This window comes from Parageobacillus caldoxylosilyticus NBRC 107762 (assembly GCF_000632715.1).
GTDB classification, from domain to species: domain Bacteria; phylum Bacillota; class Bacilli; order Bacillales; family Anoxybacillaceae; genus Saccharococcus; species Saccharococcus caldoxylosilyticus.
This window is the reverse complement of the sequence record NZ_BAWO01000046.1, coordinates 38220-53156: the sequence shown is the minus strand read 5'-3', so window position 1 is coordinate 53156 and position 14937 is coordinate 38220. Positions and strand designations below refer to the sequence as shown.

Annotated in this window: 16 protein-coding genes; 15 read left to right on the top strand and 1 reads right to left on the bottom strand. The window is 42.3% G+C overall.

The window, feature by feature from the left end:
* Positions 1-201 precede the first annotated feature (201 nt).
* The 8 genes from GCA01S_RS12520 (at position 202) to rsmI (ending at position 6663) form a co-directional block, all read left to right on the top strand.
* Positions 202-408 carry a sigma factor G inhibitor Gin gene (locus GCA01S_RS12520; protein WP_042410430.1) on the top strand — a complete coding sequence of 69 codons (207 nt, stop codon included), beginning with the start codon at positions 202-204 and terminating at the stop codon, positions 406-408.
* Positions 409-587: 179 nt separating this feature from the next.
* The gene (locus GCA01S_RS12515; RefSeq protein WP_042410427.1) at positions 588-2027 is read left to right on the top strand and encodes an aminotransferase class I/II-fold pyridoxal phosphate-dependent enzyme; all 1440 of its coding nucleotides are present in this window, start codon (positions 588-590) and stop codon (positions 2025-2027) included.
* 14 nt (positions 2028-2041) lie between these two features.
* Positions 2042-2674 (top strand): dTMP kinase, encoded by a 633-nt coding sequence (tmk, locus tag GCA01S_RS12510; protein WP_017434455.1) that lies wholly within the window; start codon positions 2042-2044, stop codon positions 2672-2674.
* A gap of 84 nt (positions 2675-2758) precedes the next feature.
* Complete coding sequence (holB, locus tag GCA01S_RS12505) at positions 2759-3766, top strand: DNA polymerase III subunit delta' (protein ID WP_026078396.1); 1008 nt, start codon at positions 2759-2761, stop codon at positions 3764-3766.
* On the top strand, positions 3759-4586 hold the full coding sequence (locus tag GCA01S_RS12500) for a PSP1 domain-containing protein (RefSeq protein ID WP_017434457.1): 828 nt from the start codon (positions 3759-3761) through the stop codon (positions 4584-4586). The genes holB and GCA01S_RS12500 overlap by 8 nt, the downstream gene beginning before the upstream one ends.
* A 14-nt stretch (positions 4587-4600) precedes the next feature.
* Positions 4601-4960 carry a DNA replication initiation control protein YabA gene (gene yabA / locus GCA01S_RS12495; RefSeq protein ID WP_017434458.1) on the top strand — a complete coding sequence of 120 codons (360 nt, stop codon included), beginning with the start codon at positions 4601-4603 and terminating at the stop codon, positions 4958-4960.
* A 63-nt stretch (positions 4961-5023) separates the two neighbouring features.
* Entirely contained in the window at positions 5024-5773 is a 750-nt protein-coding gene (locus tag GCA01S_RS12490; RefSeq protein WP_017434459.1) for a tRNA1(Val) (adenine(37)-N6)-methyltransferase, read from the top strand.
* Between the two features lie 14 nt (positions 5774-5787).
* Positions 5788-6663 carry a 16S rRNA (cytidine(1402)-2'-O)-methyltransferase gene (rsmI, locus tag GCA01S_RS12485; RefSeq protein ID WP_042410424.1) on the top strand — a complete coding sequence of 292 codons (876 nt, stop codon included), beginning with the start codon at positions 5788-5790 and terminating at the stop codon, positions 6661-6663.
* A 35-nt stretch (positions 6664-6698) separates the two neighbouring features.
* On the opposite strand, the gene GCA01S_RS12480 is transcribed toward rsmI, so the two are convergent.
* Positions 6699-6998, bottom strand: coding sequence for an AbrB/MazE/SpoVT family DNA-binding domain-containing protein (locus tag GCA01S_RS12480; protein ID WP_017434461.1), 300 nt, complete (start codon positions 6996-6998; stop codon positions 6699-6701).
* Positions 6999-7449: 451 nt separating this feature from the next.
* On the opposite strand from GCA01S_RS12480, the gene metG reads away from it, so the two are divergent.
* From metG to veg, 7 genes are all read left to right on the top strand, one after another.
* A complete protein-coding gene (gene metG, locus GCA01S_RS12475) occupies positions 7450-9396 on the top strand; it encodes a methionine--tRNA ligase (protein ID WP_042410423.1) in 1947 nt (648 codons plus the stop codon).
* A gap of 143 nt (positions 9397-9539) precedes the next feature.
* Complete coding sequence (locus GCA01S_RS12470) at positions 9540-10310, top strand: TatD family hydrolase (protein ID WP_042410421.1); 771 nt, start codon at positions 9540-9542, stop codon at positions 10308-10310.
* Between the two features lie 203 nt (positions 10311-10513).
* A complete protein-coding gene (locus GCA01S_RS12465) occupies positions 10514-11746 on the top strand; it encodes a G5 and 3D domain-containing protein (RefSeq protein WP_042410419.1) in 1233 nt (410 codons plus the stop codon).
* A 245-nt stretch (positions 11747-11991) separates the two neighbouring features.
* The gene (gene rnmV, locus GCA01S_RS12460) at positions 11992-12555 is read left to right on the top strand and encodes a ribonuclease M5 (RefSeq protein WP_026078397.1); all 564 of its coding nucleotides are present in this window, start codon (positions 11992-11994) and stop codon (positions 12553-12555) included.
* Positions 12548-13429: a 16S rRNA (adenine(1518)-N(6)/adenine(1519)-N(6))-dimethyltransferase RsmA gene (gene rsmA, locus GCA01S_RS12455; protein ID WP_042410433.1), complete on the top strand. Its 882-nt coding sequence runs from the start codon at positions 12548-12550 to the stop codon at positions 13427-13429. The genes rnmV and rsmA overlap by 8 nt, the downstream gene beginning before the upstream one ends.
* A gap of 114 nt (positions 13430-13543) precedes the next feature.
* Entirely contained in the window at positions 13544-14428 is an 885-nt protein-coding gene (gene yabG / locus GCA01S_RS12450) for a sporulation peptidase YabG (RefSeq protein ID WP_017434467.1), read from the top strand.
* 195 nt (positions 14429-14623) lie between these two features.
* A complete protein-coding gene (gene veg / locus GCA01S_RS12445; RefSeq protein WP_042410417.1) occupies positions 14624-14881 on the top strand; it encodes a biofilm formation stimulator Veg in 258 nt (85 codons plus the stop codon).
* Positions 14882-14937: the final 56 nt, after the last annotated feature.

Genomic DNA, 14937 nt, shown 5'->3' with positions numbered 1-14937 from the left:
TTGCTAGGCAATTGTTGCTGGAACAGCTGATTAGGCGTAACGCTTAATCAGCTGTTTTTATTTTTCATCCCTATTAAACTCAAACGGCCGGAAAGACATATGGGGTTTCCCATCATGTTATAACTTTCCAAATGCATATAATGATCTATTAGTATAGAAACTTATTAATGTGGGGAAAATAATGGGTGGGAGGTGGAGAAGGTGGGGACATCCATTACTAGCAAAGATGATATGGAAAAGGTATGTATCGTTTGTGAGCAGTCAAAACAAGAAGGTATTCACATTCTTGGCCGATTTCTTTGTCTAGACTGTGAAAAAGCAATGGTTCAAACTGATACAGCCGATCCGAAATATAGATTTTACGTAAAACAATTAAAGAAAATTATATCTTCTGAAATATATTCATGAGGTCCTATTGATATGGGGCCTGTTTTTATTATGCCGTCGTGTCCGTTTGCTATGAATCAATCGGAAAATCATTTCGTTTTGCCTGCTTCTATTCAAGGCGGTTCGTTAATGTTAATATATATTTTGTTATTGATGCACAGCAATTAAAAAATGACCTTGGAAAGAAAAGAGGGTTGTTCATGGATCAAGGGAAAACCCCTTTATATACCGCTCTAAAACGTCATGATGCCATCCATCCGTTTTCCTTTCATGTGCCAGGTCATAAATACGGTTTTGTATTTCCGGCAAACGCAAGAAATGATTACGAACCATTATTAAAACTGGATGCTACGGAGTTAACCGGATTAGATGATTTACACCATCCGGAATCGGTTATTGCCGAGGCACAGTTGCTAGCGGCAAAACTGTATAATGTAGAAGAGACATTTTTTCTTGTGAACGGTTCTACAACTGGAAACTTGGCGATGATTTTTGCTGTTTGTGGGGAAAAAAAGAAAGTCATTGTACAGCGCAATTGCCATAAGTCGGTGATGCATGCGCTTCAGTTAGCAGGGGCCACTCCTATTTTTCTTTCTCCTGAATTTGATGAAGACGTTCGTGTTGCTTCTTATGTGGCCTATGACACGATAAAAAAGGCGCTCGAACTTCATCCAGATGCCGCGGCGCTAGTATTAACCAATCCCAATTATTACGGCATGGCCGTTGATCTTACAGAAGTAGTTCATCTCGCGCATCGCTACGGCATTCCCGTACTTGTCGATGAAGCGCACGGCGCCCATTTTATTCTCGGCCAGCCTTTTCCGAAAACAGCGGTCGCGTGCGGAGCGGATGTAGTTGTTCAGTCAGCTCATAAAACGCTGCCGGCTATGACAATGGGTTCGTATTTACATTTCAATAGTTCATTGGTCGATAAAGAAAAACTGAAATATTTTTTGCAAGTATTTCAATCGAGCAGCCCATCTTATCCGATTATGGCATCGCTGGATTTAGCGAGAAGCTATGTCGCTTGTTTGACAAAAAACGATGTCAAAAAGGTGGCTGAACAAATCAGAGAGTTTAAAGATGCTTTAGCAACGATTGAAGGAATTGCCATCGTGCATTCGCACCAGCCGCTTGTACAGACCGATTTGTTGAAAATTACGCTGCAAACACGGAGCGAATTATCAGGCTATGAGTTGCAGCAGTTGCTAGAGCGCGAAGGAATTTTTGCCGAGCTAGCCGATCCGTTTAACGTTTTGCTTATCTATCCGCTTGCTGTGATTGAACAGATGGAGCAAGTGGTGGAAAAAATACAACAGGCGTTTCGCGGCTTGCGTTATAGTGAGCAGTTGCTATATTCGTTTCATTCTTTCTCGTTTTTGCCATCTACGGATGCGATCTCGTATAAGGAATTGCAAACGTTGCCGAAAAAAGTAGTAGATTTAAAGAGAGCGGAAGGATATATTGCCGCGGAAACGATTATACCTTATCCGCCCGGGGTGCCTCTGTTATGGATAGGGGAACGAATTTGCAAGGAACATATCGAACAAATCGAACAGCTAAAACGTTGCCATGCACGCTTTCAAGGCGGAAGATATTTATCTACTCAGCAAATAGAAGTGTATGATCTTATAAAATAAGGGAGATGTAGCGTATGAAAGGATGCTTTTTTTCGTTCGAAGGACCTGATGGCGCAGGAAAAACGACGATGATTGCGAAGCTAGAAACATTTTTACGGGAAAAAGGATTTGCCGTACTGTCGACAAGAGAACCGGGGGGCGTGCGCATTGCGGAGGCCATCCGCTCGATTATTCTAAATCCAGATCATACAGAAATGGATGGACGTACTGAAGCACTGCTTTATGCTGCGGCGAGAAGGCAGCATCTTTTAGAAAAAATTATTCCAGCCGTCGAGGCTGGTAACATTGTGTTGTGCGACCGGTTTGTTGACAGTTCTTTAGTGTATCAAGGGTTTGCTAGAGGATTGGGTGTGGACGAAGTATTGCAAATCAATCAATTCGCGATTGATGGATATTTTCCATCACTAACCATTTATTTTGATATTGATCCGAAAATGGGGCTGGAGAGAATTCAAAAAAATAAGCAGCGAGAAATAAACCGGCTCGATATGGAAAGCTTGTCCTTTCATTATAAGGTACGGGAAGGATATTTAAAGCTGGCCGAACGGTTTTCTGAGCGGATTGTTACTATTGATGCTTCCAAGCCGGTTGATGAAGTATTTGCCATGACCGTAACGGCGGTAATGAAGCAAATAGAAGGAAGATAGCAGCGGTATTTCCATGAAACAAAACATGATAGGAAGAACAGGACATGGTAGAATAATGATAAAGGAAATAAGCGAGTGATGACGATGACGATGCAGTGGGAACAGCTTGAGCAATACCAGCCTGTCGTAGTAAAGATGCTCACCAAAAGTCTTGAAAAAGGAAGAGTTTCCCATGCTTACTTATTTGAAGGGCAGCGCGGAACCGGGAAAAAAGCGGCAAGCCTTTTGCTGGCGAAAAGTTTGTTTTGCTTGCATCCGTTGGGAATAAAACCTTGTAATGAATGCCGAAACTGCCGCCGCATCGATTCGGGAAACCATCCGGATGTTCATGTTATTGCGCCGGATGGACAATCGATTAAAAAAGAACAAATTGAACTGCTGCAGCAGGAATTTACGAAAACGGCAATGGAGGCCGATAAAAAACTATATATTATTGAACACGCTGATCAAATGACCACGAGTGCAGCGAACAGCTTGCTGAAATTTTTAGAAGAACCCCGTCCGGGAACGGTGGCGATTTTGCTGACAGAGCAATACCATCGCATATTGGAAACAATTGTTTCCCGCTGTCAAGTTTTTTCGTTTCAACCACTGCCGCCTGCTTTGCTTGCCAATGATTTAATAGAGCAGCAAATTCCGCCTCATATGGCTTTTCTTGCTGCCCATGTGACAAACAATTATGAAGAAGCGCTTGAATTAAGCCGAGATAGTTGGTTTGCGCAAGCGCGAAAAATAGTGTTACAATTATATGAAATGTTAAAGAAAAACGATTTGCAGGCTCTTTTTTTCCTTCATGATCAATGGGTTCCGCACTTTCAGGAAAAGCAGCAAATTGATTTAGGGCTGGATTTGCTTTTATATATATATAAAGATATGTTGCATATACAATTAGGGCAACCGGATTATGTTGTGTATCGGGATAAGATCGACGATTTGCAGCAATGGGCGCTCGCTTGCTCCCAGCGGCAGATCGTCCAAAGCATGGAAATCATTTTACAGGCGAAAGCACGTTTAAATACAACGAATATGAGCGTACCGCTTTTAATGGAGCAACTCATTCTTGATTTAAAGGAGGGAAAAGCGTTTGTATAATGTCGTCGGTGTTCGTTTTAAAAAAGCAGGAAAGATTTATTATTTTGACCCTGGGGAGTTAATTATTCCTGCCGGGGAGTTTGTTATTGTAGAAACCGTGCGCGGGATTGAATATGGAAAAGTAGTGATCAGCAATAAGCAAGTCGATGAAAACGATATTGTGCTGCCGCTGAAAAAAGTGATCCGCATCGCCGATGCGAAAGATAAATGGATTGTCGAAGAAAATAAAAAAGCGGCGCGCGAAGCGTATGATATTTGTCTGAAAAAAGTGGAAGAGCACGGATTGGAAATGAAGCTAGTTGATGTGGAATATACATTTGACCGCAATAAAGTGATTTTCTATTTTACCGCAGACGGGCGTGTGGATTTCCGCGAGCTTGTAAAGGATTTAGCAGCTATTTTCCGCACGCGCATTGAGCTACGGCAAATTGGCGTGCGCGATGAAGCAAAAATGCTGGGCGGAATCGGTCCGTGCGGAAGAATGCTGTGCTGTTCCACGTTTTTAGGCGATTTTGATCCCGTCTCCATTAAAATGGCAAAGGATCAAAATTTATCGCTCAATCCGACCAAAATTTCTGGTCTTTGCGGTCGCTTGATGTGCTGTTTGAAATACGAAAATGAGGAGTATGAAACAGCAAAAGAACAGCTCCCTGATTTAGGCGAATTTGTGGAAACTCCGCACGGTCTTGGCAAAGTGATTGGATTAAATATTTTGGAACGGGTATTACAAGTAGAGCTGTCCGAACATGGACGAGTCGTGGAATATACGCTTGATGAATTGATGAAAGACGGAACTCTGCCAATTCGAGCCGCAGATTAATTGGGGTGGGCAATGTGGATAAGAAAGAGATTTTTCAATCTGTAACAAGCATGGAAGAACAACTTAGCCATTTATACCGCCAGCTTGTGCAATTAAAGGAGTATGTATCGCAACTGCTTGAGGAAAATCACCATTTACAAATTGAAAATGCGCATTTGCGCCGGCGGCTTGAGCAAATGGCTAATGAATGGACGGAGGAAAAGCGCAAAGATCATAGGCATGGCCATGAGCGCAAACTGATTGATATCGGCGAAGGGTATGATAATTTAGCGCGTCTTTACCAGGAAGGGTTTCATATTTGTCATGTCCATTATGGAAGCGTCCGAAAGGAAGGAGATTGTCTGTTTTGCTTATCCTTTTTAAACAAAAAATAAGTATAGGTTGTAGCCTTTCCATTTTCGGAGAGGTTATTTTTTTGAACGTAGGGAGGATGGATGATGGTCGAATTATATGAAGATGAGAGGCTGGATTATCTTTTAAACGAAGAGATCCGCATTATTCAAAGCCCGTCGGTGTTTTCCTTTTCGCTCGATGCGGTGCTGCTGGCCAAGTTCGCCTATATGCCGATTCAAAAGGGAAACATTGTCGATTTATGTACGGGAAACGGTGTTATTCCGCTATTGTTAAGCAGGAGAACAAAAGGAAAAATTATCGGCATTGAAATTCAGGAACGGCTTTGCGATATGGCAAAGAGGAGTGTGCAATATAATGGCTTGGAAAAACAGATAGAAATTATTCACGGCGATATTAAAGAAGCGCCTAAACAGTTAGGATATAGCAAATATGACGTGGTGACGTGCAATCCTCCTTACTTTCCGACAGTCAGCAAGGAGGAAATGAACAAAAATATTCATTTGGCCGTCGCCCGTCACGAAATTTATTGTACGCTTGAAGATGTGATTCGCGTAAGCAGCCAGCTGTTAAAGCAAGGCGGAAAAGCAGCGTTTGTGCACCGCCCAGGGCGTCTCCTTGATTTGATCACCTTGATGCGTGAGCACCGGTTAGAGCCGAAACGGCTGCGCTTTGTCTATCCGAAAATGGGAAAAGAGGCCAATACGATTTTGGTAGAAGGAATCAAAGATGGAAATCCGGATTTGAAAGTGTTGCCGCCACTGGTGGTGTATAATGACAATAATGAATATACCGATGAAGTGAAGCAAATATTATACGGTATTATCCCATCATAAAGGAGCAGAAGAACATGCTTTGGCAGCAAAAAAGCTTTACAGAGCATAAAGATAAGGGAACATTGTACATTGTCCCAACGCCAATCGGCAATCTCGAAGATATGACGTTTCGGGCGGTGCAGGTTTTGAAAGAAGCGGATATGATCGCGGCGGAAGATACGCGGCAAACGAAAAAGCTGCTCAATTATTTTGACATTCACACGCCAGTGATGAGTTACCATGAACATAATAAATACACGAGCGGACCGCAAATTATCGAGCGGCTGAAAGAAGGAAAATCGGTAGCGCTTGTCAGCGATGCGGGAATGCCGGGAATTTCCGACCCGGGACATGAACTGATTGTGTCTGCGCTCAAAGAGCGATGCACCGTCGTTCCGCTTCCCGGCGCCAACGCAGCCTTAACCGCGCTGGTTGCGTCGGGGCTGCCGACCGATCACTTTTATTTTTTCGGCTTTCTCGAGCGAACGAAGAAAGAAAAAAAACGGCAGTTGGAATCATTAAAAACGGTTCGCGAAACGATGGTTTTTTATGAAGCCCCCCATCGCCTAAAAGAAACACTGGCTATGATGTATGAAGTGTTTGGCGAGCGCCGCGCCGTCATCTGTCGTGAGCTGACGAAACGGTTTGAAGAGTTCATTCGCGGCAATTTGAGCGAGGCGGTGGAATGGGCGGAAACGAATGAAATCCGCGGGGAATTTTGTTTGATTATTGAAGGGGCACAGGAAGTGAATGAAGAGAAAGAAACATGGTGGCATTCGCTGACATTAGTAGAGCATGTAGAATATTATATAAAGGAAAAACGACTTTCGACAAAAGAGGCGATTAAACAGACAGCAAAAGATCGAAATATGTCGAAACGCGATGTCTATCAGAAGTATCATAACGAGTAAAAAAAAGGAGTTTCTCAGAAGCTAGAGAAACTCTTTTATTTATCGTTATTGGTAGCCGATTGTTGCAGATGTTCTTGGATTTCTTTTAAAAGAATTTCCGCGCCTTCACGGCTTAAAATAATTTTACCGCCGGCTAATTTGAAATTGTCATCAGAAACTTCGCCAGTGACGACACATGTCATGTTTGGCTTATATTTTTTCAAAATGATGCGGTCGTCGTCTACATAGATTTCCAATGCGTCTTTTTCAGCAATATCTAACGTACGACGTAATTCAATCGGAATTACGACACGGCCTAACTCATCAACTTTACGGACAATGCCTGTTGATTTCATGGAACGCTTCCCCTCTCCATAAAAATAGTTTTTTATTTCACTAGGATTTATTCGTCAATATTCGACAAATTTCCTACATCCTAATCATATCAGCGTTTCCATTATACGTCAATCCTTTTATATGTAAAATTTAAAAAAAATGTATATTATTATTTTGAAAAAGATAGACGTACACCATTGGCATTCCATTTTTGTCTTATGAAAAAACGCCAAGTTGCATGGTCCGTCTGCTAGGCAGTATAATCGCTATTTTATTTATACTTATCCTCCTATAATTAATTCGCCCGTTTTGATCGAAATATGACGTAATTTTATATGCCTGATGTATATTTTTTTTCCACAGGAGAAATAGATGTTTTTGTAGAATGAAAAAATTATGTAAAATAGAAGTAACATCGCTCTCGTCCGTCGGGCGGGGGCTTTTGTTCTAACAGAATAGGGAGGTATGAAGATGGAGAAAAAGACGTTTTATCTTACGACCCCGATTTATTATCCGAGCGGAAACTTGCATATTGGCCACGCCTATACGACCGTAGCGGGGGACGCGATGGCGCGCTATAAACGCCTGCGCGGTTATGATGTCATGTATTTAACCGGAACGGACGAGCATGGGCAAAAAATTCAGCGCAAAGCGGAAGAAAAAGGAGTAACACCGCAACAATATGTCGACGAAATTGTCGAAGGCATTCAAGAATTGTGGAAAAAGCTCGATATTTCTTATGATGACTTCATCCGTACGACACAAGAACGCCATAAAAAAGTAGTAGAAAAAATTTTTGCGCGTCTTGTCGAACAAGGTGATATTTATTTAGGTGAATACGAAGGATGGTATTGCACACCATGCGAATCATTTTATACTGAACGGCAGCTCGTTGATGGAAACTGCCCGGACTGCGGTCGTCCGGTAGAGAAAGTAAAAGAAGAATCGTATTTCTTTAGAATGAGCAAATATGTCGATCGCCTTTTGCAATACTATGAAGAAAATCCGGAGTTCATCCAGCCGGAGTCGCGCAAAAATGAAATGATTAACAACTTTATTAAACCAGGGCTTGAGGATTTGGCGGTTTCTCGTACAACGTTTGACTGGGGCATTAAAGTTCCGGGCGATCCGAAGCACGTTATTTATGTATGGATTGACGCGCTTACGAACTATATTACGGCGTTAGGTTACGGCACTGATAACGATGAGAAGTTTCGCAAATACTGGCCGGCGGATGTCCATTTAGTCGGAAAAGAAATCGTCCGCTTCCATACGATTTATTGGCCAATTATGTTAATGGCGCTCGATTTGCCGCTGCCGAAAAAAGTGTTCGCGCACGGTTGGCTGTTAATGAAAGACGGCAAAATGTCGAAATCGAAAGGAAACGTCGTGGACCCTGTTACATTAATTGACCGCTATGGGTTAGACGCGCTTCGTTACTATTTGCTTCGTGAAGTTCCGTTTGGTTCTGACGGCGTGTTTACTCCAGAAGGGTTTGTCGAACGCATTAATTATGACTTAGCAAACGACTTAGGCAACTTGTTACATCGCACGGTAGCGATGGTGGAAAAATATTTTGATGGCATTATTCCACCATATCGCGGCGCGAAAACAGCATTTGACAACGATCTTGTTGAAACGGCAAAAGAAGTAGTGAAGCAATATGAAGAAGCGATGGAAAAAATGGAATTTTCGGTGGCGCTTGCATCTGTATGGCAACTGATTAACCGGACTAACAAATATATTGATGAAACGCAGCCTTGGGTGCTCGCAAAAGATGAAAGCAAAAAAGAACAGCTGGCGTCGGTAATGGCCCATTTAGCGGAATCGCTTCGCCATGTGGCTATTTTGTTGCAGCCGTTTTTAACGCGTACGCCGGAAAAAATTTTCAAGCAGCTTGGCATTGTTGATGAACCATTAAAACAATGGGACAGCTTATACGAGTTCGGCCTCATCAAAGAAGGCACGAAAGTAACAAAAGGTGAACCGCTATTTCCACGGTTAGACATTGAAAAAGAAGTGGAATATATTAAAGCGCATATGCAAGGCGGCGCGCCGGCAAAGCAGAAGGAGGAACAGCAAGCACCAAAAGCGGAAGAGATCACGATCGACGATTTTGCAAAAGTCGATTTGCGCGTTGCCGAAGTGGTGCACGCGGAGCCGGTGAAAAACGCCGATAAGCTGCTAAAGCTGCAGCTTGACCTTGGCGATGAAAAACGTCAGGTCGTCTCGGGAATTGCGCAATTTTACAAACCAGAAGAACTGGTTGGCAAAAAAGTCATCTGTGTAACGAATTTAAAACCAGTAAAATTGCGCGGCGAATTGTCTCAAGGTATGATTCTTGCCGGGGAAGAAAACGGAGTGCTGTCTGTTGCTACCGTTGATAAAAATGTTCCGAATGGGACAAAAATAAAATAATGGTAAACATAAGAGGTGTGGTGTTCATCGGTACACGACACCTCTTTGTTGTCATTTTGTAATAAAAATGTTAACAGCCTGTGATATATGTAATGGATTTCTATGTTACACTTAACAACAAGGTAGAAAAGGGGTTTACTGTTATGCTCTTTGACACCCATGCGCATTTAAATGCGATTCAATATAACGAGGATTTGCAAGAAGTAATTGACCGTGCTCTTAACGAAGGAGTTTCTCATATTGTCGTCGTCGGTTTTGACCGCCCTACGATTGCACGGGCGATCGAGCTAGCGGAGCAATATGATTTTATTTATGCTGCGGTTGGCTGGCACCCTGTAGATGCGGTCGATATGACGGATGATGATTTACAGATGATCGAAGAATTAGCAGCTCATCCAAAAGTAGTGGCCTTAGGAGAAATGGGTTTGGACTACTATTGGGATAAATCACCAAAGGAAATACAACATGACGTATTTCGGCGACAGATCGCTTTGGCGAAAAAAGTAAAATTGCCGATTATTATTCATAACCGCGAGGCAACAGCGGATATTTTACAAATTTTAAAAGAGGAAAACGCTGCCGAAGTGGGCGGAATTATGCATTGTTTTAGCGGAAGTGTAGAAGTGGCGAAACAATGCATTGATATGAACTTCTTTATTTCGCTTGGCGGACCGGTAACGTTTAAAAATGCGAAAAAGCCGAAGGAAGTAGCGGCGCAAATTCCGCTTGAGCATTTATTGATTGAAACAGACTGTCCGTATTTAACGCCTCACCCTTTCCGTGGAAAGCGAAATGAACCGAGCTACGTCAAATACGTAGCGGAAGCGATCGCCGAGATTAAAGGTATTTCCTTTGAGGAAGTAGCAAAAGCGACGACGGAGAATGCGAAAAAATTATTCGGCATTTATCGCTAAAAACATTTGTCAAATGATAAGGAGACTTGTCTAAACATGATCGAATAAAAAAAAAGTTCTACAAATTTAGGACGTTACATATGATAAACATGTCGACAAGTCTTCCTTCCCTTTTAACCGAATTTTCTGCATAATAGAGTGTGTTTATGCGTACATGTTAGAGGGAGAGGGGAAATTAGCGAAAGAAGGAGGCGTTTTACATCATGTTGCCCAATATGAAGAGAATTTCCGATTCATTGAGGAAAAACTTCACTGTTACTGCTAGTAGTTTTATAGCTTTTTCAGCGACAACAGGATTTGCTGGGTACGAAATAGCCAAAGATGATGTGACACTAACGGCAAACGGAAAAAAACAAGAGATCCGTACTCATGCAAAAACGGTAAAAGAAGTATTAGAGGAGCAAAATATTAAGCCAAGGAAAGAAGATTACGTCTATCCATCGTTAGATACGCCAATTACAGACGATTTAAACATCGTTTGGGAAGCGAGCAAGAAAGTCACTTTGACAATAGATGGGAAAGAACAAGAAATATGGACGACTGCAAAGGACGTTGCCGAGCTATTAAACTCGCAACATATTAAAATCGGAAAGTACGACAAAATTGCCCCAGCGCTAAATACAAAAATTAAAAAGGGAATGGAAGTGAACGTGGAGAAGGCATTCCCAGTCCGACTAAATGTCGGTGGTAAACAGCAACAAGTGTGGGCAACTTCGACTACTGTCGCTGACTTTTTGAAACAACAAGGGGTACAATTAGACAAACTGGATCGAGTAGAGCCGTCTCTGCACGAAAGTATAAAAGAAAATATGACCATTAACGTGATAAAAGTTAAAAAAGTCACCGATGTAGTGGAAGAACCAGTGGAATTTGCAGTCGTCACGAAACAAGACGCCACATTGCCAAAAGGAGAACGACGGGTTATCCAACCTGGAGAAAAAGGGCTTGTTGCCAAAACGTATGAAATAGTATTGGAAAACGGAAAAGAAGTATCGCGTAAATTAATTGCCACAAAGACGATTAAAAAAAGCGAAACCCGCATTGTGGCTATTGGTACAAAAGTAGTTGAAAGACGGCCTGCAGTGGCTGAAAGACGATCTGTCAATGTGCAAAACCGTCCGACATCACGCGGTCAACATAGTGCGGCGAAAGAGTTTTATGTGACCGCTACCGCCTATACCGCATATTGCGAAGGCTGTTCGGGAACAACGAGAATGGGAATTAATTTGCGTAGAAACCCTTCTGCAAAAGTTATTGCCGTTGATCCAAATATTATCCCGCTCGGATCAAAAGTATACGTAGAAGGGTATGGATATGCTATTGCTGCAGATACAGGTTCAGGTATTCACGGTTATGAAATTGATGTGTTTTTGCCTAAACAATCCGATGCAATTCATTGGGGTAGAAAACGCGTAAAAATAAGGGTTCTGCAATAAAGGGAAAGCAGGCGGAGGGTTTTTCACCCTCTGCTTTTTCGTTATAATGAAAGAAGATATTTCACCTATTTAGACGGAGAAAATCGAAAAAAAGTTTCACTGATTTTGCAAAAAATAAATATACCGTTTCATGAGCAGTAGAAAAACTATCCAAACATTATTTTACCGGAAAGGAGGCATTGCAGAAATAGGAAAAAAGACTTATTCCCATTGCGGAATGAGGAAATGATTTCTGCGCATTGGTGATGAGAATTAAGGAAATTATTGTTGTCGAGGGAAAAGACGATACAGCGGCGGTTCGGCGCGCTGTTGATGCGGATACGATTGAAACAAACGGTTCGGCGATCAGCGAAGAAATTATCGAACGCATTAAGTTGGCAAAAGAAAAACGGGGAGTCATTATTTTTACGGATCCGGATTTTCCAGGGGAAAAAATTCGTAAAACGATTACCCAGCATGTTCCTGGCTGCAAACATGCTTTTTTGCCAAGGAAAGCGGCCATCGCGAAAGACGGAAAAGGAATTGGCGTTGAACATGCGTCTGTGGAAGATATTCGCCAAGCGCTAGCAAACGTATATGAAGAAACAACCGAGTGGAAGGAAGAGATCACGTTTGACGAACTTGTCGCTGCCGGCTTAATCGGAGGAGAGTTGGCGAAAAAGCGGCGGCAGCGATTGGGGGAAAGGCTAAAAATCGGCTATGCGAACGGAAAACAGCTTTATAAGCGGCTGAAAGTGTTTCAAATCTCCAAGGAAACGTTTTATGCAGCTTTAGAGCAAGTGATGCAGGAGGAAACAAATGATGCATAAAGATATTGCCACACCAAGGCGTACAAAGGAAATTTTGGATCAATACGGGTTTTCCTTTAAAAAAAGTTTAGGACAAAACTTTTTAATTGATACCAATATTTTACGGAAAATTGTCGACGCTGCAGAAATTTCCTCTGAAACAGGAGCGATTGAAATCGGTCCAGGAATTGGGGCATTAACAGAACAATTGGCGCGTCGGGCAAAAAAAGTGGTCGCCTTTGAAATAGACCAGCGATTATTGCCGATTTTGGCCGATACGCTGTCTCCGTATGGAAATGTGCGAATTATTCATCAGGACGTGTTAAAAGCAGATATTCATCAAGTGATTGCGGACGAATTTACAGATGTAGCCGATATTATGGTGGTAGCTAATTTGCCGTACTATGTCACCACGCCGATTATTATGAAGCTGTTGACCGACCGCCTGCCGATTCGCGGCATGGTGGTGATGCTGCAAAAGGAAGTAGCCGACCGTCTAGCTGCCAAGCCAGGGACGAAAGATTATGGCTCATTGTCCATTGCAGTCCAGTATTATACAGAAGCAGCGGTCGTCATGACGGTGCCGCGGACCGTGTTTATTCCGCAGCCGAACGTCGATTCCGCCGTGATTCGATTAATAAAGAGAAAACAGCCGCCCGTAGCGGTAAACGATGAGGCATTTTTCTTTCAAGTGGTGCGGGCTAGCTTTGCACAGCGCCGAAAAACGATTTTAAACAATTTAGTCAACAATTTGCCAAACGGAAGGGCGATGAAAGAGCAAATCGAAATCTCCTTAGCTAACGCGAGCATTGATCCGCGCCGTCGCGGGGAAACGTTGACGATGGAGGAGTTCGCCGCACTAAGCAATGTATTACGCAACCTATTGAACCTTTAAATGCGTTTTTGAGCTGGCGTGCAGCAAGGAATGAAATAATGTCTATCACCTATTGTCCGAATATGCATATGGTATTTATTAGTAGGCATTCATTTCATAATGGAGTGATGGGTGATGGACATTAAGATCGGCGATATTGTGGCTAGAAAATCATATAAATGTGATTTATTGTTTCGCGTAATCGATATAAAAGAAAAAGGGGACGAAAGGGAAGCCATTTTATATGGCGAAGATGTGAGACTGATTGCTGATGCTCCATGCAGCGATTTAGTCATCATCGACGAACGGGAACAGCAGGAAAGGAAGAAAAAGGAAATCGAGCTGATTGAACAGTCATATAAACTGTTTCGCCAAGATTACCATGCAATGAAGCAAAAAATTGAATATCGGGCAACAGGAGGATATCAAACGGAAAAGGATTTTTTTCAAATTCCGGGGCGCGTCCTTCATTTGGACGGTGACCCTTTATATTTACGAAAATGTTTGGATTTATACGAACGGATTGGTGTGCCGGTATACGGAGTGTATTGTGAGGAAAGCGAAATGCCGGAAAAAGTTGGTGTACTGATTGAACAGTTTCGCCCGGATATTTTAGTCATTACCGGCCATGATTCCTATTCGAAATCAAAAGGAAAAGTAAATGATTTGAAGGCTTACCGCCATTCGAAACATTTTGTGCAGACGGTAAAGGAAGCGCGCAAAAAAGTTCCTCATCTTGACCAGCTTGTTATTTTCGCGGGGGCGTGCCAGTCCCACTTTGAATCACTGATCCGCGCCGGTGCCAACTTTGCCAGCTCCCCGGCACGAGTAAACATTCATGCGCTCGATCCCGTCTATATTGTTTCGCGGATTAGTTTCACTCCTTTTATGGAGACCGTCAATGTTTGGGATGTGCTCCGCAATACATTAACCGGAGAAAAAGGACTTGGAGGGGTGGAAACCAAGGGAGTGCTGCGTACGGGAATGCCCTTCCGTTTAATTCATGATACAGGTGATTAGAACCGCCATGATGAAAAGGCGGTTTTTTATTTTTAATCGATACATATTTTTACATAAAAGCGCCATAATATACATAAAAGAAGAATTTTGTAGAAAAATATGCATTGACAGTAATGAAAATGCATTGATATAATTTTTATTTTTGACTTTGAAAAGAATTTTTGTTACAATTAAAAACAGTGAGGTGGATAGTGAATGCCAAAAACTTTATCCGATATTAAAAAAACGTTGGATTCTAATATCGGCAGACGTTTGACATTGCGGGCAAACGGCGGGCGAAGAAAGACGATTGAACGCTGTGGAATATTAGCAGAAACGTATCCATGGGTATTTGTAATTGAACTCGACCAAAAAGAGAACGCGTTTGAACGAGTATCGTTTAGTTACGCGGACGTGTTGACGGAAACGGTAAAATTGACATTTTTAGATGATGATAAAGCTGGCGGGCAGTAGACAATTTTGTTTGCTGCTTTTTGTTTTGTCATAAATAGGTCAACATAAAGACGTTT